Origin of the sequence: Blastochloris tepida, assembly GCF_003966715.1 — a bacterium.
Taxonomy (GTDB): Bacteria; Pseudomonadota; Alphaproteobacteria; order Rhizobiales; family Xanthobacteraceae; genus Blastochloris; species Blastochloris tepida.
This window is the reverse complement of the sequence record NZ_AP018907.1, coordinates 2552882-2575890: the sequence shown is the minus strand read 5'-3', so window position 1 is coordinate 2575890 and position 23009 is coordinate 2552882. Positions and strand designations below refer to the sequence as shown.

The following is a 23009-nucleotide window of genomic DNA, read 5'->3' as shown; positions in this document are numbered from 1 at the left end:
GCGGCGGCTGGCATCATGACGGCTGGCATCATGACCGTTGGAGTCGCGATCACTGGCATCGCGGCCATTGGGATCGCGACCACTGGCATCACGGCCACTGGCATCACGGCCATCGGCCGCTTCCGCCACACTGCCGGGGAAGACGCATTCGTTCTCACTCATACATCACCCGCGCTCTACTTGAAGCAGAAAAATGCATTCTTGTAGACGCAATCCGGGATGGACCCCACACGCGGAACAGCCGCCGGATTTGCACGTCAGTGATTGGTCTCCCAGCCCCCGGTTCAGGTTCACCATTCTGGACAAGGCCGGGCGCCGAGGGAAGCCGAATGCGCTGGTTGCGTCCGGTCACAATCTTTTGTTTGCGCCGCCATCCGTCGGGCGGCCGCCGTCTGCGCCCTGCCGCAAAGGCAGGGCGCAGCCGTCTTCACGCTTCCGGGTTTTCAGCGCTTCAGCGACTTGAGGTCGCGCACCGCGCCGCGCGCGGCCGAGGTGGTCATCGCCGCATAGGCCTGCAGCGCCGCCGACACCACGCGGGTGCGGTCCTTGGGCTGCCAGGCCGCTTCGCCGCGCGCCTCCATCGCCGCCTGACGGCGGGCGATCTCGGCGTCCGGCACCGCGAGGCGGATGGTGCGGCTCGGGATGTCGATCTCAACGCGATCGCCATCCTCGACCAGCGCGATCAGCCCGCCTTCCGCCGCTTCCGGCGAGACGTGGCCGATCGACAGGCCCGAGGTGCCGCCGGAAAACCGGCCGTCGGTGATCAGCGCGCAGGCTTTGCCCAGCCCCTTCGATTTGATGTAGCTGGTGGGATACAGCATCTCCTGCATGCCCGGCCCGCCGCGCGGCCCCTCATAGCGGATCACCACCACGTCGCCGGCCTGGATCTTGCCGCCGAGAATGCCGGCGACCGCCGCATCCTGGCTCTCGAACACCTTGGCCGGGCCCGAGAAGGTGAGGATCGAGGCATCGACGCCCGCGGTCTTGACGATGCAGCCATCGGTGGCGAGGTTGCCGGTCAGCACAGCGAGGCCGCCATCCTTGGAGAAGGCGTGCTCGAGATCGCGGATCACGCCCTTCTCGCGGTCGAGATCGACGGCGTCGAACCGCGCCTCCTGGCTGAAGGCGACCTGGGTCGGCACCCCGCCGGGTGCTGCGCGGTAGAAGGTATGCACCGCCTCGCTCGACGTGCGGCGCACGTCCCAGCGATCCAGCGCGGCACCCAGGCTTTCGGCGTGGACGGTGCGGGTCGCGGTGTCGAGCAGCCCGGCGCGGTCGAGCTCGCCGAGAATGGCCATGATGCCGCCGGCATGGTGGACGTCCTCGACATGCACATCCGCCACCGAGGGCGCCACCTTGCACAGGCACGGCACCCGGCGCGACAGCCGGTCGATGTCCTCCATGGTGAAGTTCACGCCGGCCTCGGCCGCGGTGGCGAGCAGATGCAGCACGGTGTTGGTCGAGCCGCCCATGGCGATGTCGAGCGTCATGGCGTTCTCGAACGCCGCGAAGCTGGCGATCGCCCGCGGCAGCACGGACGCGTCGTCCTGCTCGTAGTAGCGCCGCGCGAGATCGACGATCAGGTGCCCGGCCTCGACGAACAGCCGCTTGCGGTCGGCATGCGTCGCCACCACCGTGCCGTTGCCCGGCAGCGACAGGCCCAGCGCCTCGGTGAGGCAGTTCATCGAATTGGCGGTGAACATGCCCGAGCACGAGCCGCAGGTCGGGCAGGCCGAGCGCTCGATCACCGCCACGTCGGCATCCGACACCTTGTCGTTTCCGGCGGCGATCATGGCGTCGATCAGATCGACCTTGTGCGCCTTGCCGGCCAGCGTCACCTTGCCGGCCTCCATCGGCCCGCCGGAGACGAACACGGCCGGGATGTTGAGCCGCATCGCCGCCATCAGCATGCCGGGCGTGATCTTGTCGCAGTTGGAGATGCACACCATGGCGTCGGCGCAGTGCGCATTGACCATGTATTCGACGCTGTCGGCGATCAGGTCGCGCGAGGGCAGGCTGTAGAGCATGCCGTCGTGGCCCATGGCGATGCCGTCGTCGATGGCGATGGTGTTGAACTCCTTGGCCACGCCGCCGGCCGCCTCGATCTCGCGGGCGACGAGCTGGCCCATGTCCTTCAGGTGGACGTGGCCGGGCACGAACTGGGTGAAGGAGTTGACCACCGCGATGATCGGCTTGCCGAAGTCGGAGTCCTTCATGCCGGTGGCGCGCCACAGGCCGCGGGCGCCCGCCATGTTGCGGCCATGGGTTGAGGTCCGGGAGCGATACTGAGGCATAGTCATTCCAATCCGAAGCGCGAGGCCGCGCACCATGCCCCCAACCGCCCGGCAGGGCAATCTTACCTTGAAGCGGCGCAGCCGGAGCTCCTTTCTCTTCCTCTCCCTTTGTGGGCTACGGCATTCACGGATCTGAATCGCCTGGGCCGAGAGAGATCGAGCCGAAACGCGATCTCTTTCGGCGTGATTTGCGCCTGCGGCGTCTGGCACAAGCCCGCCGTCGTCATGGCCGGGCAGGTTTCGACGGAGACCGACATAGGTCGGTCATCCGTCATGGCCGGGCTTGTCCCGGCCATCCACGTCTTTGTTTTCAAATAGGTTTTCAAGACGTGGATGCCCGCGCAGGCAAATTCATGCAGCCTGCGCAAGCTTGGCTGCAAGCGCGGGCATGACAAGTTCAATCCTGCGGCCCCCGGTAACTGCCGATCCACCGCGTTCTCGATGAGACATCCGCAGCCTGTCCCTTAAGTCATTGATAGATCAACACAGAATCAGATCCATGAATACCGTAGCCCGGCCGGGGAGAGGGTAAGGGCGCCCCCGGCCCACGCGGCCGCTGGCTTTGCCATTGTTTCGCCCGGGCCGGCGCGCTAGACGGGGGCAGCTGGCCATGTTGGCAATTTATTACCTCTCGGCGCGCATCGGAGACTGATTTGGACCGGATTCGCATCAGGGGCGGACACCCGCTCAACGGCACCATCCCGATTTCCGGGGCCAAGAACGCCGCTTTGCCGCTGATGATCGCGAGCCTGCTCACCGACGACATCCTGATCCTCGACAATGTGCCGCGGCTCGCCGACGTTGCGCTGCTGCAGCGCATCCTCGGCAATCTCGGCGTCGATGTCATGGTGCCCGGCCGGCGGGCCGGCGGCAGCGAGGAATCGCCTCAGACGCTGCAGCTTTCGGCCCGCGCCATCGTCGACACCACCGCGCCCTACGATCTGGTGTCGCGCATGCGCGCCTCGTTCTGGGTGATCGGGCCGCTGCTCGGCCGCATGGGCGAGGCGCGGGTGTCGCTGCCGGGCGGCTGCGCCATCGGCACGCGGCCGGTCGACCTCTACATCTACGCGCTGGAGCGGCTGGGCGCCAAGATCGACATCGAGTCGGGCTATGTCGTGGCCTCGACCAAGGGCGGGCTCAGGGGCGCCGAGATCGAGTTCCCCAAGGTCTCGGTCGGCGCCACCCACACCGCGCTGATGGCCGCCGTCCTCGCCCAGGGCGAGACGGTGATCCGGAACGCCGCGCGCGAGCCGGAGATCGGCGACGTCGCCCAGTGCCTGATCAAGATGGGCGCGCACATCGAGGGCGTCGGCACCTCGACCCTCACCATCCGCGGCGTGCCGCGGCTCACCGGCGCCCGCCACGCCGTGCTGCCGGACCGCATCGAGACCGGCACCTATGCCATGGCGGTGGCGATGACCGGCGGCGACGTGCTGCTGGAGGGCGCCCGCGCCGAGCTGCTGCAGGCGGCGTTCGAGGTGCTGGGGCAGGCCGGCGCCGAGATCATCCCGGCCAATGACGGCGTGCGGGTGCGCCGCAACGGCGCCGGCATCCTGCCGGTGGAGGTCACCACCCAGCCGTTCCCGGGCTTCCCCACCGATTTGCAGGCCCAGCTGATGGCGCTGATGACCCGCGCCGACGGCACCTCGGTGATCACCGAGACGATTTTCGAGAACCGCTTCATGCACGTGCAGGAGCTGGCGCGGTTCGGCGCCCGCATCCAGCTCGACGGCGAGCGCGCCACCATCGAGGGCGTCGCCAAGCTCAAGGGCGCGCCGGTGATGGCCACCGATCTGCGCGCCTCGGTGTCGCTGGTCATCGCCGGGCTCGCCGCCGAGGGCGAGACCCTCGTCCACCGCGTCTATCACCTCGATCGCGGCTTCGAGCGGCTGGAGCAGAAGCTGTCGCGCTGCGGCGCCGACATCGATCGCATCAGCGGGTGACGGGCGGCGCGCTCCCTTTCTTCCCTCTCCCCTTGCGGGCTACGGCATTCACGGATCTGAATCGCCTGGGCCGAGAGAGATCGAGCCGAAACGCGATCTCTTTCGGCGTGATTTGCGCCTGCGGCGTCTGGCACAAGCCCGCCGTCGTCATGGCCGGGCTTGTCCCGGCCATCCACGTCTTTGTTTTCAAATAGGTTTTCAAGACGTGGATGCCCGCGCAGGCAAATTCATGCAGCCTGCGCAAGCTTGGCTGCAAGCGCGGGCATGACGAGTTCAATCCTGCGGCCCCCGGTAACTGCCGATCCACCGCGTTCTCGATGAGACATCCGCAGCCTGTCCATTAAGCCATTGATAGATCAACACAGAATCAGATCCATGAATACCGTAGCCCCTTGCGGGAGAGGGTGCCGAGCGATCGTCAGATCGCGAGGCGGGTGAGGGGTGAATCGTCCTGCATCCACCCGAATGCACCCCTCACCCGGCTCGACCTCGCTTTGCTCGGTCTCGCCACCCTCTCCCGCAAGGGGAGAGGGAAGAAGGGAGTCGCTCACCCGCAAGCCGCCCGGGACGGCGGCCGGCGATGCGCCCTTTCGCGACAGGCCGGGTTTTCCCTTTGGCGATTGTGGGTTAGGACAGCGCATTCGACACCGGGCTGCTCCCATGGTTGACCTTCTGAAGCTCGCCGCCCTCGACGCCGACGATCTCGAGACGATCTCGGCCCATCTGCAGGATGCCGTCGTCACCGTGGGCGACATGGCCTACCTGCCGCGCGAGCGGCATTTCGCCATGGTGGTCAACCGCTTCGACTGGCTGGCCGCCCAGGGCCTGCGGCCCGAGGCCCGCCGCCGCCGCGCCGGCCTGCAGGTCCACCGCGTGCTGCGGGCCGCCACCCACGGCTTCTCGCCGGCCGACAGCGGGCGGGTGCTCAACCTGCTCGCCATCACCTTCGCGCCGGCCGAGCCGCCCGCCGGCACCATCACCCTGGTGTTCTCCGCCGGTGCCGCGGTGCGGCTCGATGTCGAATGCATCGAGGTGGCGCTGTCCGATCTCGGCCCCGTCTGGGCGGCCAAGCGGACGCCGGCCCACGAGGAAGACGCCTGAGGCCGGAAACCGCATGAGGCCGGCGGGACCCCGCCGGCTCGCGACGTCGAAGACCTCGCACAGTTTGAAGGGCCTCGGGACGCGAAAGGTCCTTGGAATCCAGTTCCCGCGTTCTAGAAAGTGGACGACATGCCGGTTCGCCTTGCCACCACCGAGTCCGACTTCGCCGCGCGGTTCGCGGCGTTCCTGGCGACCAAGCGCGAGACCGCCGAGGATGTCGAGCAGGTGGTGCGCGCCATCATTGCCGATGTCGCCGCCCGCGGCGATGCGGCGCTGATCGACTATTCGCGGCGCTTCGACCGCATCGACCTTGAAACGCTCGGCATCCGCGTGCCGCAGGCCGAGATCGACGCGGCACTCGGCGCCGTCGATGCCGAGACGCTGACGGCGCTCGAACTCGCCCGCGACCGCATTGCCGCCTACCACCAGCGCCAGCTTCCCAAGGACGACCGCTGGCGCGACGCGCTCGGCGTCGAGCTCGGCTATCGCTGGACGCCGGTCGAGGCCGCCGGCCTCTACGTGCCGGGCGGCACCGCCGCCTATCCGTCCTCGGTGCTGATGAACGCGGTGCCGGCCAAGGTGGCCGGGGTGCCGCGCCTCGTCGTCACCGTGCCGGCGCCGGGCGGGGTGCTGAACCCGCTGGTGCTGGCGGCGGCGAAGCTCGCCGGCGTCGACGAGGTCCACCGCGTCGGCGGCGCCCAGGCGATCGCCGCGCTGGCCTACGGCACCGAGACCATCCGCCCGGTCGCCAAGATCGTCGGGCCCGGCAATGCGTTCGTCGCCGCCGCCAAGCGGCTGGTGTTCGGCCGCGTCGGCATCGACATGATCGCCGGCCCCTCCGAGGTGCTGATCCTGGCCGACCGCCACGGCAATCCGGACTGGATCGCCGCCGACCTGCTGGCCCAGGCCGAGCACGACCCCTCCGCCCAGTCGATCCTGATCACCGACGACGCCTCGCTGATCGACGCGGTCGCGGCGGCGGTGGAACGTCAGTTGAAGACGCTGTCGCGGGCCGAGGCGGCCGGCGCGTCCTGGCGCGATTACGGCGCGCTGATCCTGGTGCGCGACTTCGAGGAGGCGATCCCGCTCGCCGACCGCATCGCCGCCGAACACCTGGAGATCGCCACCGAGGATGCCGAGGCGCTGGCCGCACGCATCACCAATGCCGGCGCCATCTTCCTCGGCCACCACACGCCCGAGGCGGTGGGCGACTATGTCGCCGGCTCCAACCACGTGCTGCCGACTGCGCGCTCGGCCCGCTTCTCCTCCGGGCTCGGCGTGCTCGACTTCATGAAGCGCACCTCGCTGCTGCGCTGCGACGCCGAGGCGCTGCGGGCGCTCGGGCCGGCCGCGATCGCGCTCGGCCGCGCCGAAGGGCTCGACGCCCACGCGCGCTCGGTGGCGATCCGCCTCAATCCGGACCACGCATGACCCGGCCTGCCCGCGATCCCAGCCGGCGGCTGATCGCAGTCACGCTGGACGAGGACTCGATCGGCCGCCCCAGCCCGGACGTCGAGCACGAGCGGGCGACCGCGATCTACGACCTGCTCGAGGACAATGTGTTCGCGCCGGTCGGCCATTCCGGCGGCCCCTACGCGCTGCATCTGTCGATCCAGGACAACCGGCTGGTGTTCGACATCCGCCGCGCCGACGGCCAGCCGGTGGTGGCGCACCTGCTGTCGCTGACGCCGTTCCGGCGGGTGGTGAAGGACTATTTCCTCATCTGCGACAGCTATTACACGGCCATCCGCACCCAGACGCCGAGCCACATCGAGGCGGTCGACATGGGCCGCCGGGCGCTGCACAACGAGGGCTCCGAGCTGCTGGCCGAGCGCCTGAAGGACAAGGTCGCGATCGATTTCGACACGGCGCGGCGCCTGTTTACGCTGATCTGCGCCCTGCACTGGAAAGGATGAGGCCGTGCCGGGGGCCGGGGGCAAGCTGCCGCAGTCGGTACTGTTCGCCTGCCGCATGAATTCCATCCGCTCGCCGATGGCGGAGGGGATTCTGCGCCACGTCTTCCGCCGCCTGATGTACGTGACCTCGGCCGGCATCCTGAAGGGCACGCACGATCCGTTCGTCGACGTGGTGATGGCCGAGATCGGCATCGACACCTCCAGGCACAAGCCCAAGACCTTCGACGAGCTGGAGGAGCTGGAAGGGCTGAACTTCGATCTGGTGATCACGCTGTCGCCGGAGGCCCACCACCGCGCCATCGAGATGACCCGCACGCTGTCGGTCGAGATCGAATACTGGCCGACGCCCGAGCCGGACCAGCAGGCGGGCAGCCGTGAACAGTGCCTTGCCGCCTACCGTGAGGTGCGCGACCTGTTGTTACACCGAATCCGTGCAAGATTTGTTGGTCAACAGCCAGATTTCCGGAATATTCCCGAGTTTCGACAATCGTCATAACCTTTCGTCAAATCCGATCGATCATCCTCGACTCCAGTCGGATAGATCATCGGTCCGCGACCGGCGGAGGAGACAATGACGGAACGTCGGCTGCAACGCAGGGAACGCACGCTGCGCGGCGCGCGCATCGCGTTCGGCAACATGTCCATCACCATCGATTGCGTGGTCCGCGATCTCACGTCCCGCGGCGCCCGCCTGCGCGTGCCCTCCACGGTCGGCGTGCCCTCGGTGTTTCATTTGCTGCATCAGCGCGATGGCTCCATCCAGCGCTGCCAGGTGGCCTGGCGCACCGAGACCGAGGTCGGCGTCGAGTTCATCGATCAGGCTGCGCCCGCCGCCGCGGCCCAGCGCGCTTGAGGCGGCTGGAGGCCGTCCGGCCGCGACGCCCGTCGAAGAACCGCTTGAATTTCCCGCCGCTGTGGGCGAAGTCCTGCCGGGGCCGTCGGCCGACTCGCCGCCGTCTCACCCGCTCCGGCGCGGGAGGGGACGCCCGGAGCGTAGAAACTTCACCTCAAGCAGCCTTTGCCCGCGCCCGGCGCGGGGTCCGGAACCCGCAATGAGTGCGCCCACACCCGGCCGCCCGAACCTGATCCTCGCCTCGGGCTCCCCGCGCCGTCTGGCGCTGCTCGATCAGGCCGGCATCGTGCCCGACCGGCTGATGCCCGCCGAGATCGACGAGACGCCCAAGCGCGGCGAGCTGCCGCGCACGCTGGCCACCCGCCTTGCGGCGGAGAAGGCCGCCAGGGCCCTCGAAATCCTGGCCCGCGATCCCGAGCATCGCGGCGGGCTGGTGCTGGCCGCCGACACCGTGGTGGCGGTGGGCCGCCGCATCCTGCCCAAGCCGGAGCTGGTCGACGAGGCCGCCGCCTGCCTCAAGCTGCTGTCGGGCCGCTCGCACCGCGTCTATACCGGGGTGGCGCTGGCCGGCGCCTCGGGGCACGTGCGCACCCGGCTGGCCGAGACGCGGCTGCGCTTCAAGCGGCTGTCGCGCGAGGATGTCGAGGCCTATCTCGGCTCGGGCGAATGGCGCGGCAAGGCCGGCGGCTACGCCGTGCAGGGGCTGGCCGGCACCTTCGTGGTCAAGCTGGTGGGCTCCTACACCGCCGTGGTCGGCCTGCCGCTCTATGAGACGCTGGGCCTGCTGGCCGGCGAGGGCTATCCGGTCCATGCCGGCTGGACCACGCGGCTTTAGAGCATCCGCCGATCTCGTTGAGCCAAGCGGACGCTCCAAGCTATTGAGTTGTCGCATTCTCTTTTCGCAAAACCGGTTCCCAGTTTTGCGGAGAATGCTCTAGCTGTGGGCTTTCAGGAGGTTGTCCATTCGGCCCTGGCCGGGAACGCTGATGTCGCCAGACGTCAGTGATTCGCGGAGGACCGAATGGACACTCACAAGAATGCTCGCCTGACCCCGAAAGGTCGAGAGGTGATGGTGGGCGCCGTGGTGGATGGCGGACTGACCAATGCCGAGGCCGCGCGTCGCTACAACACCACGCCGAAGACGGTCGCCAAATGGGTCGGGCGCTTCCGCGCCGAGGGTGTCGATGGTTTGCGCGACCGCTCCTCCAGGCCGCTTTCATCGCCAGGCCAAACAGCGCCCGCCACGTGCGCTGCGGTCGAGGCGTTGCGCCGCCAGCGCTGCACCGGCAAGCAGATCGCGGCCGAGCTCGGCCTCTCGCCGGCCACCGTCAGCCGTATCCTGCGGCGGCGCGGCTTGAACAAGCTCAGCGCCCTGGAGCCGGCCGAACCGGTCCGGCGCTACGAACGCCAGCATCCCGGCGAGATCATTCACATCGACATCAAAAAGCTCGGCCGGTTCAACACGGTGGGCCACCGCATCACCGGCGATCGCAGCGGGCAAAGCAACAGCCGCGGGGTCGGCTGGGAGTGCCTGCATCTCGCCATCGACGATCATTCGCGGGTCGCCTACTCGGAAATCCTGCCCGACGAAAAGCGCCCGTCCTGTCTGCGCTTTCTGTTCAATGCACTGCGCTTCTTCAGGGCCCATGGCGTCAAGGTTCAGCGCGTGATGACCGACAACGGCGCCAGCTTCCGCTCCTTCCGCTATGCCAGGGCGCTGCGCCTACTCGAGATCAAGCACCTGCGCACCAAGCCGTATACGCCCAAGACCAACGGCAAGGCCGAGCGCTTCGTCCAAACGAGCTTGCGCGAATGGGCCTACGCCAAAGCTTATCTGCACTCCGATCAGCGCGCCGCAGAGCTGCCGATCTGGCTGCATCGCTACAATTGGCACAGGCCCCATGGTAGCTTGCAAGCCAAGACACCCATCAGCCGCCTCGGTCTGACCGAGGACAACCTGTTGAGGCTCCACATCTAGCGGCCGACGACGATGACCGACCCCGCCAAGCCCGACCCGCCGAAACCCGCAACGCCCGAGGCTGATGCGCCGAGACGCTGCCCGATCTGCGGCAAGCCGGCGGAGGTGCGCTGGCGGCCGTTCTGCTCCAAGCGCTGCGCCGACATCGACCTCAACCGCTGGCTCTCCGGCGCCTATGCCGTGCCGGTGGTCGAGGACGACGAGACGCCGCAGGAGGAGGGTGGGGAGGGGTGACGCTTGGCGGGCGTATTGACGGTGTGGATACGGCGACTGATAATAGTTGTATGATCAAACGCCGCACGATCTCTACCGTTACGCCGGATTCGGCCGTCGCCATCGCTGAGCGTCCGGCCGGCGCGGATGCCAAGGGCACCATCAATCTGCGCATCGAGGCTCAGACCCGCCAGCTCATCGATGACGCCGCTGCCGCGCTGGGCAAGACGCGGACCGAGTTCATGATCGACAGTGCCCGTAAGGCTGCGGTCGACGTGCTGCTGGATCAGCGGCTGTTTGTGCTCGATCCGCAGCGCTACGACGCCTTCGTCGCGGCGCTCGACAATCCCCCGGCACCGGGGCCGAAACTGCGCGCTCTGCTGCGTCGTGTACCATCCTGGGATGCATGACCTCCGACCCGCAGCCCATGAAGCTCTCGGCGCCAGTTCCCCTGACTACGGACCACGGGCTCGCCGACTTCGACTGCGGCGAGCCGGCGCTGAATGATTGGCTGAAGAACCGCGCCCTGAAGAACGAAAGCCGGTTTTCTCGCACCTACGTGGTCTGCGATGGCCAGCGCGTCGTCGGATATTACTGCATCTCCGCCGGGGCGGTGGAGCGGGCGGCGGCGCCAAGCAAGATGCGGCGCAACGCGCCTGACACCATTCCGGTCTCGGTCATCGGGCGGCTGGCGGTTGATCGCACCTTCGCCGGCCGACGGATCGGTGCCGACCTGTTGATGGATGCGCTGCGCCGCATCGCCGTGGCCTCGCAGAGCATCGGCATTGGTGCGGTGCTGATCCATGCCAAGGACGAGCGGGCGAAACGCTTTTACCTCGCCTGCGCCGAGTTCCTCGAATATCCCGCCGACAGCCGAATCCTGTTTCTGCCAATCGAGACGGTGGTTGCCGCGTTTGGGTGAGGCGAGCCGTTGAAGCTGTTCCCCGGCTGGCCCGCGCCCCATCCCCAACGCTAAATTCCGCCCATGACCGACGCGCCCCGCCCGAATCTGCCCGAATTCTCCGTCACCGAGCTTTCCGCCGCGCTCAAGCGCACGGTGGAGGATGCCTACCCCTACGTGCGGGTGCGCGGCGAGGTCACCGGCTTTCGCGGCGTGCATGCGTCCGGCCATGCCTATTTCGCGCTCAAGGATGCCGGCGCCCGCATCGAGGCGGTGGTGTGGAAGGGCACCTACGGCCGGCTGCGCTTCAAGCCCGAGGAGGGGCTGGAGGTGGTGGCGACCGGCAAGCTCACCACCTATCCCGGCTCCTCGAAGTACCAGATCGTCATCGAGTCGATCGAGCCGGCCGGGGCCGGCGCGCTGATGGCGCTGCTGGAGCAGCGCAAGGCCATGCTGGCCAAGGAGGGGCTGTTCGATGCCGCCCGCAAGCAGCTTCTGCCGTTCCTGCCGGCCGTCATCGGCGTCATCACCTCGCCGACCGGCGCAGTGATCCGCGACATTCTCCACCGCCTCGCCGACCGCTTTCCGCGCCGCGTGATCGTGTGGCCGGTCAGGGTGCAGGGCGAGACCTCGGCCGCCGAGGTCGCCGCCGCGATTGCCGGCTTCAACGCTTTGCCGCCGGGCGGGCCGATCCCCCGGCCGGACCTGCTGATCGTCGCCCGCGGCGGCGGCTCGCTGGAGGATCTGTGGTCGTTCAACGAGGAGATCGTGGTGCGCGCCGCCGCCGGCAGCGACATTCCGCTGATCGCCGCGGTCGGCCACGAGACCGACACCACCCTGATCGACTACGCCGCCGACGTGCGCGCGCCCACCCCCACCGGCGCGGCCGAGATCGCGGTGCCGGTGCGGGCCGAGCTTCTGGCCCAGGTCGCCGATCGTGGCGGCCGGCTCACCGGCGCTTTGGTCCGCCTCGTCCAGCGCCGGCGCGACCTGCTGCGCGCCGCCGCCCGCGCTTTGCCGCGGGCCGATGTGCTGCTGGCCGGCCCCCGCCAGCGGCTGGATGCGGCCGAAGCCCGCCTGCCGCGGGCGCTCACCGCCAACACCCATCTGCACCGGGCGGCGCTGCTGCGCGTCGCCGGGCGGCTCGTGCCGCAGGCGCTATCCTGGCGGCTGGATCGCGAGACGAGCCGCATCGACGCGCTGGCGCAGCGGCTGGCCCTGGCCCGGGTGACGCAGATGCGCGCCGCCCGCGAGCGCATCGCCCATGACCGCCAGCGCGCCGAGGCGCTCGGCGCGCGGCTCGCGCCCGCCTTCGCGCGGGCGCTGGCCGGCCGGCGCGAGCGGCTGGAGGGCCGGGCGGCGCTGCTCGACGCGCTGTCCTATCACGCGGTGCTGGCGCGCGGCTTCGCCCTGGTGCGCGATGCCTCGGGCCGCGCCGTCCGCGCCGCCGCCGCGGTCAAGCCCGGCGACCGGCTGGAAATCCAGTTCGCCGACGGCCGCACCCCGGTGGTGGCGGGCGGTGTGGCGCCGCGCCCGGCCCGCCGCCGCGGCGGCCCGGACCAGGGCTCGCTGTTCGAGTGACGCGGTTTCCGGCCTGCGGGGCCGGCTAACCGTATGACGGTAAGGTGACAGACGCTTGGCGCCGGCCGCGCGCGGCATTATACCAAGGTCGGCGACAGCCGACCTTGGTTCCGGTCGCGGATTTTCGTGAAATCTTTGATTTCCGAAAAGAAAATCCGCGAGTGTCAACGGCCCCACGCGTCAGCGTTCGGGGCCGTTGGTATTATGTCTGGTCATGCGCCGGCCGCATGGGCCAAGATGAGGCAAACGCCGCAGCCGGGAGGGTACCGTGCTCAACCGTTACGACAGATCGCCCCATCCGGTGGGCGAGGCCGAGGTGAGATATCTGGACGGCGACTTCCGGGTCGTCCGCCCGGGCGCCTATGTGCGCTGCGCCGTCACCGGCGAGCCGATCCCGCTCGACGAGCTGAAATACTGGAGCGTCGACCGGCAGGAGGCCTACGCCACCCCGGCCGCGGTGCTGACCCGGCTGCATCCCGACCGCGCGGGCTGACGCTTACCTTTTCGCACGTTGCAGCGCCGCCGCCAGCAGCCCGCGCACCGTCTCGACCGCCTCGAACGCCAGGCGCACCGGCAGCGCCCGGCAGGCGTCGGCGAGCCGCGCCAAGGCCGCATCGCCCCGCAAGCGCACCAGATCCTTCTCGGTGGTGACCAGCGCCAGCCTTTCGGCAGCAGCCTGATCGAGCAGGCGCGCCGCGTCGGCCGCGCTGTAGCGGTGGTGATCGGGGAAGGCGACAAAACGCTTGGCCGGCCGGCCGAGGCTTTGAAGCGTGTCGGCGAACTTCTGCGGCCGGCCGATGCCGGCGAACGCCAGAAGATCGCCCAGCCCGTCGAGGGCGCGGGCGTCGGGCTCGAGCCGGGCGCGCAGCACCGGCAGGCCCGCTCGTGCCGCGAGCGCATCGCCGGCCCGGCCCGCGCCGATCAGCACCAGGGCGCCGGTGCGCGCAAGCTGCGGCATAAGCGGCGCCCGCAGCGGCCCGGCCGGGAACACCAGCCCGTTGCCGAGGCCGACCGCGGCATCGATCACCAGCAGCGACAGATCCTTCGACAGCGACGGGTTCTGGAACCCGTCATCCATCACCACCACGCTGCCGAGTGAGGCCGCCAGCGCCGCGCCGGCCGGCCTGTCGCGGGCGACCACCGTGGGGGCCGAACGGGCGAGCAGCAGCGGCTCGTCGCCGACCTCGGCCGAGGTGTCGCGCCCGGCATCGACCACGTGCGGCCCTTGAAGCCTGCCGCCATAGCCGCGGGACAGGAACACCGGCTCCTCGCCCATCCCGGCCAGCAGGCCGGAAAGCGCGATCGCCGTCGGCGTCTTGCCGGCGCCGCCCAGCGTCGGGTTGCCGACGCAGATCACCGGCCGCGCCGCGCGGGCGCCTTGGCCCCCGAGCCGGGAGGCGGCGATGGCGCCATAGAGCGCCGCCGCCGGCCGCAGCAGGGCCGCAGCCGCGCCCGGATCGCGCCACCAGAAGGCCGGGGCGTGCATCAGGTGCGGCCGAGGCGAAGCTGGATCAGATAGGGGTCGATCGCCGCCAGTGTGCGTTCGAGCGCGCCGGTGAACTGCTCGACCGTGGCCCGGCCGTCGAGCGCGATGCGCCTCACCGTGTCGGGGCTGGTGAGCAGCAGCGCAAGGGCGCGGGCGAGCGCGCCGACATCGGCGACCGCCATCGCCCCGCGCGCCTGATCGAGCGCCTCGTAGACCTCGGCGAAATTGAACACGTGCGGGCCGTGCACCACAGCGCATTCGAGCTTGGCCGGCTCGATCGGGTTCTGCCCGCCGCGCTTCACCAGCGAGCCGCCCATGAACACGATCGGCGCCAGCCGGTAGAACAGGCCGAGCTCGCCGATCGTGTCGGCGACATAGACCTCGGTGCCCTGGTCGGGCAGATGGCCGCGCGAGCGCTGCAGCGCCACCAGCCCCTCCCGCTCGGCCAGCGCCGTCACCTCGGCGCCGCGCTCGGGATGGCGCGGCACGACGATGGTGAGCAGCCCCGGCGAATGGTCGCGCAGCGCCCGGTGGGCGGCGTAGATCGCGTCCTCCTCGCCGGGATGGGTGGAGGCGGCCAGCACCACCGGCCGCCCGGCCACGCGCTGGGCCAGCGCCGCCACCTCATGGGCGTCGGCGGGCGGCGGCGGCGTGTCGAACTTGAGATTGCCGGTGGTGGTCACCCGCGGCGTGCCCAGCGTCTCGTAGCGCCGCGCCGCCTCGCGGCTCTGGGCGAGGCAGAGGTCGATGCGCGACAGCAGCGAGCCCGACACCGTCTTCAGGTTGGACCACCGCCGGAACGAGGTCTCCGACATCCGGCCGTTGACCAGGATCACCGGCGTGCCGCGCCCGGTTGTCTGCACGATCAGATTGGGCCACAGCTCGGATTCGGCGAACAGCGCCAGATCGGGCTGCCAGTGGCCGAGGAAGCGCGCCACATAGGCCGGCACGTCGAGCGGCGCGAACTGGTGGATGACGCCCGGCGGCGCCCGGCGCGCGGCGAGCTGCGCCGAGGTCAGCGTGCCCGAGGTGAGCAGGACGTTGAAGCCGCGGCCGCAAAGCCGGTCGAGCAGCGGCATGATCGCCAGCGTCTCGCCGACGCTGGCGCCGTGCGTCCAGATCAGCGGGCCGGGTGGCCGGTCGGCCGAGGCGCGGCCGTAGCGCTCGCCGAGGCGCTTGGCGTCTTCCTTGCCGCGGCGCGCCCGGCGGTCGAGATAGAGCGGCACCAACGGCCGCACACCCGCCGCGAGGCCGCGATAGGCGGCCAGCGCGAGCCCACTCCAGACAGGTCTGCCCATCGGTCAGCGTGGTCCTCGGCCGGTCAACTCGGCCGCGCGCTGGTGCGCGGCTTCGAGGCGATCCTGCAGCAGACGGCGGCAGGCTTCCAGTTCCGTATCGTCAGCATCCGCGGAAATTCGAATGGGCTCGCCGGCCACGAAGGCCAGCCGCGCGAACGGCAGGTCGACGCTGGCCTTGTCCCAGGAGGGCAGCACGATGCGGCGGCTCGATTCGATGGCGAGCGGATAGATCGGCCGGCCGCTGGCGCGCGCCAGCATCACCACGCCGAGCCCGGCCTTGCGCGAGACCTTCGGCACGTCGGCGGTCACCGCGATGTTGTAGCCCTCGGCGAGGCTGTCGACCATCTCCAGGAAGGCCGAGACCCCGCCCTTGCGGTGGAAGCGGCCCTTGTGGTCGCCCGAGCCGCGAATGGTGCCGACGCCGAAGCGCTCGGCGGCGATGGCGTTGATGTCGCCGTCGGCGTGGCGCGACACCAGCACCTTGGCCTTCATCCCCGGCTTCATGACGAACGGCGACAGGAAATGCTGCCCGTGCCAGAAGGTCAGGATGATCGGCAGATCGGGGTCGAGCCGGTCGTAGATGTCGAGCGGCTCCCACACCGGCCGGCCGGTGCGGGCGACAAGGCGCAGATAGCCGGCGAGAAAGGCACCGGCGGCCCGCCGGAATGCCGGCGAGCGGGCAAGACGCTTCCACACGGGATCAGATCCGCGGTTGGTGCTCGGGATCGAGCAGGCGGTGCAGGTGGACGGTGAACAGGTGGACGATGAAATCGCGCATCGGGGCGGGGTCGGCTGCCGTCATAGGGAGCGCTCGGCGAGGGGAGGGGGGGCGAAGCTGGCGAGACGGGCGAGCAGTGGCGGGTGCAACGCGGCGCCGGCTGCAACCAGGGCGCCATGCACGGGCTTCGGACGGTTGAACACCAGATCCGCGCCGGCATGCGTCGTCAGCCGGCCACCGGCTTCGTGCATCAAAAGGTCGGCCGCCGCAAGGTCCCAGTCGTTGCCGCCGGCCCCGGCGAAGGCGGCGTCGAGCGTGCCCTCCGCCACCCGGGCGATGCGCAGCGCCAGCGAGCGTATCCGCTCGACCTGCCCGGCGTTCTCCAAAATCGTCGTCACCGCCGGATAGCCCTGCTTGGGGCCGGCCATGCGCGCGCCGGCCGGGTCGGTGCGCTCGCCGGCCGAAATCGGCACGCCGTTGCGGGTGGCGCCGCGGCCGAGGCTGGCGGAGAACATCTCGCGCGAGACCGGCGCGAACAGCGCCGCGGCGATGGCCCGGCCGTCCTCCACCAGCGCCGCCGAGATCGTCCAGTCGGTGCCGCCGGCCATGTAGGCGCGGGTGCCGTCGATCGGATCGACGATCCACAGCCGCCGCCGGGTCAGCCGCTCGGCGGAATCCTGGGTCTCCTCCGATAGCCAGCCATAGGCGGGGGCGCGGGCGATCAGCCGCTGGCGCAGGAACACGTCGATGGCGACGTCGGCCTCGGTCACCGGCGACTTGGCGGCGCCCTTGGTCCAGGAGCGCGGGTCGGCGCGGAAGAACCGCAGCGCGATGTCGCCGGCCTCGGCCACCGCCTCGATGAGGGCGGCGCGCGCCGCCTCGGGATCGGCGAGGGGGTCAGCGGCCGGCAATTGTCAGCCCCTCCACCCGCAGCGTCGGCGCATTGGTCGAATAGCGGAATTCGAGGTCGTCGGCCGGCGTCAGCGCGCGGAACATGTCGGCGAGGTTGCCGGCGATCGTCACCTCCGCCACCGGATAGGTCAGCTCGCCATTCTCGATCCACACGCCCGACGCGCCGCGCGAATAGTCGCCGGTGACGATGCTGGCGCCCATGCCGATCAGGTCGGTGATGTAGAAGCCGTCGCGGATGTCGGCGATCAGCTCGCGCGGGCTCACGTGCCCGGCGGCGAGGTAGAGGTTGGAGGGCGAGGGGCTGGGCGAGCCGCCGGCTCCGCGCCGGGCATGGCCGGTGGTGGCGAGGCCGAGCTCGCGGGCGGTGGCGCTGTCGAGCAGCCAGGAGGCGAGCACCCCGTCCTCGACCACCGCCAGCGGCGCCCCGGCCACGCCCTCGCCGTCGAACGGGCGCGAGCCCAGGCCGCGCGGGCGCAGCGGATCGTCGATGACGCGGGTGCCGGGAGGCAGGATCGCTGTGCCGAGCTTGTCGAGCAGGAAGCTGGTGCGGCGGGCGATCGCCGCGCCGTTGATCGCCGAGGCGATGTGGCCGACCAGGCTGTTGGCGACGCGCGGATCGAAGATCACCGGCACGCGGGTGGTGGCGATCTTCTTCGGGTTGAGCCGGCGCACCGCCCGCTCGGCGGCCTTGCGGCCGATGGCGGCGGCGTCCGCGAGGTCGGCGGCATGGCGCGCCGAACTGTAGTCCCAGTCCTGCTCCATCGCCGTGCCCTCGCCGGCAATGGCGGTCATCGACAGGCTGTGCTGGGACTCCACATAGGCGCCGCGGAACCCCTCCGATGTCGCCAGCACGAAGCCGCCGAGCCCGGCCGCCGCCGAGGCGCCGCTCGATTTGGTGACGCCGGGCATGGCGAGGGCGGCCTCCTCGGCGGCGCGGGCCAGCGCCTCCAGCGCCGTGGCGCCGGGCAGGACGGGATCGAGCAGATCGAGGTCGGGCACGCTTTGCGCCAGCCGGCCGGGATCGGCGAGGCCGGCGAACGGATCCTCGGGCGCGGCGCGCGCCATCGCCACCGCCCGCTCGGCCAGCCGGTCGGGATTGAGGTGGATCGCGTCATTGGTGGAGACGACCGCCTGCCGCCGGCCGACGAACACCCGCAGGCCGAACTCGTCATTCTCGGAGCGGGTGCCTTCCTCGACCCGGCCCTCGCGCACATTGACCGACAGCGACACGCTGCGGATGGCGACGGCATCGGCCTGATCGGCGCCCGCCTTGCGGGCGGCAGTGAGGAGATTCTGGACGCGCTCTTCCAGCGCCGACAGGTCGACGAGATCGGTCATGGGTGTCCTTTCGAGTCCGGTTTAGAGCATTTTCCGCCAAAGGGGATACCGGTTTTGCGAAACGCCTGCAGCGCCGGCCGTATGACGCTGCGTCAGTGGCGAAGGCGCTGGCGCGAGGCGCAGACCGCCGCGCCGCCGGCCGGCGTCGTCGTCATTGCGCTTGGGCTCTCCCCGCCGTCATCGCCTGCCGCCGCCCATCGCCTTGCGGGCGCTCCCCGTCGTCATCGCCGGGCTTGTCCCGGCGATCTCGACCCCCGGCCGCACCGCCTGCCGGCCGCGCCGCCATCACCGCCGCCGCGCCGTTCCGATCGGGATCGCCGGGGCAAGCCCGGCGATGACGGGATGGTTGTGGCCGGCGGGGTGGTGTGCGGGCGGCCCGTGGCCCCGGAAAGCTTTCATCAAGCATGAGAATCAAGAGGATAAAGCTTAGGTTTGATTAACCCATCTTCTTAAGCGGGTGGCGAACTCGCAGTGGCAGTCTTCTCGTCAAATGAAGCCAATAATAACTCGGCGAGGAGTGCAATGAAGCGTCAAACCGAGTACGGCGGAAGTGCAACCGCCGGCGCCACTTGTACGTCATGGGTCGATCCCTTCGCGTTGCCTGCGCGTTTCGCCGCGGTCGACCCGGCGGCCGATGGACGGGTGCGCGACATCGAGATCGACCGCAACCGCGTGGTGGTGCGGCGGGCGGTGGCCGGCATCCGCATGCGGCTCAATGTGCCGATCGAGAGCTATCTCGGCGTGGTGGTGCGCATCGAGCCCGGCCCGGCGCCGTCCTACGGCAACATCGCCGTGGTGCTGGCCCATCGCGACCCGGCGCTGTCGGTGACGCTGTCGGCGGCCGGCGATTGCGACGACGTGATCGCCGACTGGCAGGCGTGGTCGAAGAGCCTCGGCTGCCCGATGCTGGTCGGCGACGGCGAGGGGGCGTGGCGCGAGCCGATGTCCCGCCTCGGCGCCCTGGTGGTCACCCCGGCCGTGCCGCGCCGCCGCCGCCGCTCGGCCCACGTCAAGCGCCGCCCGCGCGCCCTGATGCGGCGCAAGCCCGGCCGCCCGGCGCTCACCGCATTGGTCTATCGCGACGAGCGCGAGATCATCGCACGGACGTAGGGTGATTTGAGTGAGAACGTCGTCCCGGACGGCGCGCAGCGCCGAGCCGGGACCGTCATGTTCGGGCCTCGTCATCCCGGCCGAGCGTCAGCGAGAGCCGGGATCGTCATCCAGATAAAGCACCCCGTCCTGAGAACGGTCCCGGGTCGCGCGGCTGACGCCGCTTGCCCGGGACGACGTGCGTCAGGCGAGCGCCTGCACCGCGGCATCGAGGCTGAGGGCGAGAAACAGGATCAGCCCGGCCTCGCGGTTCGACTTGAACAGCTTGAGGCACAGCGCCGGGTCGGCGATGTCGAGTCGGCGGATCTGCCACGCCAGATGGCCGGCGAAGGCCGCGACCCCGATCAGCGCGATGGCATGGCCGCCGGCCAGCACCACCGCCGCGCCGATCAGCACCGCCGCCGCGCCATAGAGCGCGATCAGCGCCTCGCGCGAGCGGGTGCCGAACAGCCGCGCGGTCGACTTGACGCCGACCAGCTCGTCATCCTCGCGGTCCTGGTGGGCATAGATGGTGTCGTAGCCGATCACCCAGGCGATCGCGCCGGCATAGAGCAGGAGCGGCGCCGGATCGAGCCGGCCGAAGGCGCCGGCCCAGCCCATCAGCGCCCCCCAGGAGAAGGCGATGCCGAGGAACGCCTGCGGCCACCAGGTGATGCGCTTCATCAGCGGGTAGATGACCACCACCAGCATCGAGATCAGGCCGAGGACGATGGTGAAGCCATTGAACTGCACCAGCACGGCAAGCCCGATCAGCCCCAGCAGCACCAGGAAGGCGGCGGCCGCCCGGGTGCGGATCTGGCCCGAGGCGAGAGGCCGCTGGCGGGTGCGCTCGACCTTCACGTCGATGTCGCGGTCGAGAATGTCGTTCCAGGTGCAGCCGGCGCCGCGCATGGCGATGGCGCCGATCAAAAACAGCACGAGGTGCCAGGGGTTCGGATAGGCCGCGCCGCCGGCGATGGCGGCCAGCGCCGCCGACCACCAGCACGGCAGCAGCAAGAGCCACCAGCCGATCGGCCGCTCGATGCGCGCCAGCCGCAGATAGGGCCTCACGCCGAGAGGCGTGTACTTGTCCGCCCAATGGTCGGGAACCGCGTCGGCGACGCGGAGGTCGTGCGCTGTCTGTCCGCTCACCGCGATGACCCACCCAAGGTTGAGAAGATGCCCGAGCCCTGCGTGCCCGGATTGGTCGGGTTGGCGGAGCCGCCGCCGATGCCGGTCGGCCCGCTGAGCGAGCCGATGCCCGGGCCCGAGGGCTTCGCCGGACGGTCGGGGGCGGCCACCGGCTTCGCCGAGCAGATTTGGTTGCGGGCCTTGAGGGTGCGGTCGTGGCCGGCCTTGGCCTGGGCCACCACCTGCGGCGGAATCTGGCACCAGGGCTGGTTCTCTTCCAGGTACTTCACCACCTTGGCCTCGCTCTCGGCGAAGCGGCGGATCGCCTGGCACATTTCCGGCGGCGGCGCCTTGCGCTCGCCGGCCGCCTTGACGGCGCCGGCAAACTTCTCGGCGTCCTGGCGCAGCCGGGCGAAATCCTCGACGCAGTTCTGCTGGGCGTGGGCCGCAGTTGCCGAACAGGCGAACGCGGCGGCGATCGTCAGGATGCGGAGGTGACGCATGACAAGGTTCCAGCTCGTGAGGGCTCGGACACGGGCAACCCGCCTGAACGGCAACCCGCCCGCATGAAACCGGGTGCACCCGTGTTTCCCGCCCGACTCGCAAGACGCGGCGGCAGGCAAAACGCGGCTCCAAAACGCGGCTCGACGCGAAACGAAATTCCACGTTCCTGAATTTTGCTCTAACGCGATATCGTGGCCCCGGCAAGGCAGAGCCGGACCCGGCCCGGGCCGGGCGGCGCCGCAGCCGCTGCCGAACGGCGCGGTGATACGGTTTCCGGCCTGCAAGGCCGGAGAACCGTATTCCGATCGCCGAAAATCCCTCAATCGGACAAGGGATTCTCGGCGAGACCGTTTCCGGTATCCCGAAGGGATCAACCGGAAACCGTATGAGTCGTTCACGTGTATCCGATCGAGCATCCCGCCATGGCCGCATATGAGTTCGACGCCGTCCGGCTGTTCGCCGAAGGGACGTTCGCGCCCGACGCCGAGATTTCGATTGGACCGGATGCGACCAATTACCTCGCCAATGTGCTGCGGCTGCGGGTCGGCGATGAGTTTCTTCTCTTCAACGGCCGCGACGGCGAATGGCGGGCGCGCATCGCCGATCTCAAGAAGCGCGGCGCGACGCTGGTGCTGGCCGGCCGGACCCGGCCGCAGACCGCGCCGTGCGATCTCTGGTACCTGTTCGCGCCGCTCAAGCACGCGCGGCTCGACTACATGGTGCAGAAGGCGGTGGAGATGGGCGCCTCGTTGCTCCAGCCGGTGATGACGCGGCGCACCCAGGCCTCGCGCGTCAATCTGGAGCGCATGCACGCCAACGCCATCGAGGCGGCCGAGCAGTGCGGCATCCTGTCGGTCGCCGAGGTGCGGCCGCCGGCCGCGCTCGACGATCTCCTCGCGGCGTGGCCGGCCGAGCGCACGCTGGTGTTCTGCGACGAGGACGCCCCGCCGGGCGGCGCGCCGACAGCGCTCGCCGCGGCGCCCGAGGGGCCGCTCGCGGTGCTGGTGGGGCCGGAAGGCGGGTTCGACCCGATCGAGCGCGAGCGCCTGCGCGCGCTGCCCGGCGTGGTGCGGCTGTCGCTCGGCCCGCGCATCCTGCGCGCCGACACCGCCGCCGTCGCCGCGCTGGCGCTGGTGCAGGCGATCCGCGGCGACTGGCGCTAAAGCGTCCGCCGATCCGACTGAACCGGATGAACGCTTTAAGCGTTTGAGTTGTCGCATTCTCTTCCGCAAGACCGGTCCCCGCTTTTGCGGAGAATGCTCTGACGGCCCTCCGCAGCACATGAAAAACCCGGCGGATCGCCGTGCGATCCCCGGGCTCTTCAGCGCAGACACGTTCTTCAGCAGACACGATCTTCAGACACTTCCGTCGTCGCAGACGCGCCGTGACAGCGGCCCATCTGCGTCGTCGCAGAAAACACCCGCATCCTCGTCGCGGACGACTCCTGCGCATTCATCGCGGCCAGCATCCGCGTCCCTATTGCGGACGATGCCTGCGACCTCTCACGCGGGTGGATGTCATCCCCCCGGGTAGCACGCCCATCGCTGACACCTCGACGGTCGATCCCGATAGAGGGCGGGATGACCACTCGGGCGGATCGGTGCGGGACAGGTACCGCCGTCGGCGCAAAGTCGCGCCCTTTAGCATCGGATCGACACGAGCGAACGAACGCCCGTTTCAAGGATGCCCCTGACGACCTCTCGAACCACACCGCCTGCGCTACCCGACTAACCAGTGCCGCGACGGGCGTGCT

General features: G+C 69.9%; 25 protein-coding genes. 16 read left to right on the top strand and 9 right to left on the bottom strand.

All coding sequences use genetic code 11. The features are described from left to right. The first annotated feature begins 15 nt into the window (after positions 1–15). On the top strand, positions 16–207 hold the full coding sequence (locus BLTE_RS11740; RefSeq protein WP_126400821.1) for a hypothetical protein: 192 nt from the start codon (positions 16–18) through the stop codon (positions 205–207). Between the two features lie 236 nt (positions 208–443). On the opposite strand, the gene ilvD is transcribed toward BLTE_RS11740, so the two are convergent. Then, complete coding sequence (gene ilvD / locus BLTE_RS11735; RefSeq protein ID WP_126400819.1) at positions 444–2294, bottom strand: dihydroxy-acid dehydratase; 1851 nt, start codon at positions 2292–2294, stop codon at positions 444–446. Between the two features lie 653 nt (positions 2295–2947). On the opposite strand from ilvD, the gene murA reads away from it, so the two are divergent. The 13 genes from murA (at position 2948) to BLTE_RS11670 (ending at position 13273) form a co-directional block, all read left to right on the top strand. Then, the gene (gene murA / locus BLTE_RS11730) at positions 2948–4237 is read left to right on the top strand and encodes a UDP-N-acetylglucosamine 1-carboxyvinyltransferase (protein ID WP_126400817.1); all 1290 of its coding nucleotides are present in this window, start codon (positions 2948–2950) and stop codon (positions 4235–4237) included. A gap of 660 nt (positions 4238–4897) precedes the next feature. Next, positions 4898–5338: a DUF2948 family protein gene (locus BLTE_RS11725; protein ID WP_126400815.1), complete on the top strand. Its 441-nt coding sequence runs from the start codon at positions 4898–4900 to the stop codon at positions 5336–5338. Between the two features lie 129 nt (positions 5339–5467). After that, a complete protein-coding gene (gene hisD, locus BLTE_RS11720) occupies positions 5468–6769 on the top strand; it encodes a histidinol dehydrogenase (RefSeq protein WP_126400813.1) in 1302 nt (433 codons plus the stop codon). Then, a complete protein-coding gene (locus tag BLTE_RS11715; protein WP_126400811.1) occupies positions 6766–7254 on the top strand; it encodes a UPF0262 family protein in 489 nt (162 codons plus the stop codon). Before hisD ends, BLTE_RS11715 begins: the two co-directional genes overlap by 4 nt. A gap of 55 nt (positions 7255–7309) precedes the next feature. After that, the gene (locus BLTE_RS11710) at positions 7310–7750 is read left to right on the top strand and encodes an arsenate-mycothiol transferase ArsC (RefSeq protein ID WP_126402171.1); all 441 of its coding nucleotides are present in this window, start codon (positions 7310–7312) and stop codon (positions 7748–7750) included. Positions 7751–7825: 75 nt separating this feature from the next. Beyond that, entirely contained in the window at positions 7826–8107 is a 282-nt protein-coding gene (locus BLTE_RS11705) for a hypothetical protein (RefSeq protein ID WP_126400809.1), read from the top strand. A gap of 199 nt (positions 8108–8306) precedes the next feature. After that, positions 8307–8942 (top strand): Maf-like protein, encoded by a 636-nt coding sequence (locus BLTE_RS11700; RefSeq protein ID WP_126400807.1) that lies wholly within the window; start codon positions 8307–8309, stop codon positions 8940–8942. A 186-nt stretch (positions 8943–9128) separates the two neighbouring features. Next, a complete protein-coding gene (locus tag BLTE_RS11695) occupies positions 9129–10085 on the top strand; it encodes an IS481 family transposase (RefSeq protein ID WP_126400165.1) in 957 nt (318 codons plus the stop codon). A gap of 12 nt (positions 10086–10097) precedes the next feature. Continuing rightward, complete coding sequence (yacG, locus tag BLTE_RS11690; protein ID WP_126400805.1) at positions 10098–10319, top strand: DNA gyrase inhibitor YacG; 222 nt, start codon at positions 10098–10100, stop codon at positions 10317–10319. 50 nt (positions 10320–10369) lie between these two features. Further along, positions 10370–10708, top strand: a complete 339-nt coding sequence (locus BLTE_RS11685; protein WP_126400803.1) for a type II toxin-antitoxin system TacA family antitoxin — start codon at positions 10370–10372, stop codon at positions 10706–10708. Further along, the gene (locus BLTE_RS11680; RefSeq protein WP_126400801.1) at positions 10705–11220 is read left to right on the top strand and encodes a GNAT family N-acetyltransferase; all 516 of its coding nucleotides are present in this window, start codon (positions 10705–10707) and stop codon (positions 11218–11220) included. The genes BLTE_RS11685 and BLTE_RS11680 overlap by 4 nt, the downstream gene beginning before the upstream one ends. A gap of 63 nt (positions 11221–11283) precedes the next feature. Further along, on the top strand, positions 11284–12780 hold the full coding sequence (gene xseA / locus BLTE_RS11675; protein WP_126400799.1) for an exodeoxyribonuclease VII large subunit: 1497 nt from the start codon (positions 11284–11286) through the stop codon (positions 12778–12780). Between the two features lie 268 nt (positions 12781–13048). After that, positions 13049–13273: a DUF2093 domain-containing protein gene (locus BLTE_RS11670; protein WP_126400797.1), complete on the top strand. Its 225-nt coding sequence runs from the start codon at positions 13049–13051 to the stop codon at positions 13271–13273. A gap of 3 nt (positions 13274–13276) precedes the next feature. Here BLTE_RS11670 and lpxK read toward each other — a convergent pair whose 3' ends face one another. Genes lpxK through BLTE_RS11645 form a run of 6 tightly spaced genes read right to left on the bottom strand, consistent with a single transcriptional unit; the run spans position 13277 to position 18532 of the window. Then, entirely contained in the window at positions 13277–14266 is a 990-nt protein-coding gene (gene lpxK / locus BLTE_RS11665; RefSeq protein WP_126400795.1) for a tetraacyldisaccharide 4'-kinase, read from the bottom strand. Next, positions 14266–15564: a 3-deoxy-D-manno-octulosonic acid transferase gene (locus tag BLTE_RS11660; protein ID WP_126400793.1), complete on the bottom strand. Its 1299-nt coding sequence runs from the start codon at positions 15562–15564 to the stop codon at positions 14266–14268. Before BLTE_RS11660 ends, lpxK begins: the two co-directional genes overlap by 1 nt. Positions 15565–15567: 3 nt before the next feature. Continuing rightward, positions 15568–16260: a lysophospholipid acyltransferase family protein gene (locus BLTE_RS11655; RefSeq protein WP_126400791.1), complete on the bottom strand. Its 693-nt coding sequence runs from the start codon at positions 16258–16260 to the stop codon at positions 15568–15570. Between the two features lie 4 nt (positions 16261–16264). After that, entirely contained in the window at positions 16265–16366 is a 102-nt protein-coding gene (locus BLTE_RS18580) for a DUF4170 domain-containing protein (RefSeq protein ID WP_145988189.1), read from the bottom strand. After that, on the bottom strand, positions 16363–17193 hold the full coding sequence (locus BLTE_RS11650) for a 3'(2'),5'-bisphosphate nucleotidase CysQ (RefSeq protein WP_126400789.1): 831 nt from the start codon (positions 17191–17193) through the stop codon (positions 16363–16365). The genes BLTE_RS18580 and BLTE_RS11650 overlap by 4 nt, the downstream gene beginning before the upstream one ends. After that, a complete protein-coding gene (locus tag BLTE_RS11645; protein ID WP_126400787.1) occupies positions 17180–18532 on the bottom strand; it encodes a TldD/PmbA family protein in 1353 nt (450 codons plus the stop codon). Before BLTE_RS11645 ends, BLTE_RS11650 begins: the two co-directional genes overlap by 14 nt. Before the next feature lie 597 nt (positions 18533–19129). Between BLTE_RS11645 and BLTE_RS11640 the strand changes: the two genes are divergently transcribed. Next, complete coding sequence (locus tag BLTE_RS11640; RefSeq protein WP_244599971.1) at positions 19130–19642, top strand: DUF6101 family protein; 513 nt, start codon at positions 19130–19132, stop codon at positions 19640–19642. 183 nt (positions 19643–19825) lie between these two features. On the opposite strand, the gene ubiA is transcribed toward BLTE_RS11640, so the two are convergent. Then, complete coding sequence (gene ubiA, locus BLTE_RS18575) at positions 19826–20773, bottom strand: 4-hydroxybenzoate octaprenyltransferase (protein ID WP_244599970.1); 948 nt, start codon at positions 20771–20773, stop codon at positions 19826–19828. Beyond that, positions 20770–21255 carry a hypothetical protein gene (locus BLTE_RS18570; RefSeq protein WP_244599969.1) on the bottom strand — a complete coding sequence of 162 codons (486 nt, stop codon included), beginning with the start codon at positions 21253–21255 and terminating at the stop codon, positions 20770–20772. The genes ubiA and BLTE_RS18570 overlap by 4 nt, the downstream gene beginning before the upstream one ends. A gap of 423 nt (positions 21256–21678) precedes the next feature. Between BLTE_RS18570 and BLTE_RS11630 the strand changes: the two genes are divergently transcribed. Beyond that, positions 21679–22419 carry a 16S rRNA (uracil(1498)-N(3))-methyltransferase gene (locus tag BLTE_RS11630; RefSeq protein ID WP_126400782.1) on the top strand — a complete coding sequence of 247 codons (741 nt, stop codon included), beginning with the start codon at positions 21679–21681 and terminating at the stop codon, positions 22417–22419. Positions 22420–23009 lie beyond the last annotated feature (590 nt).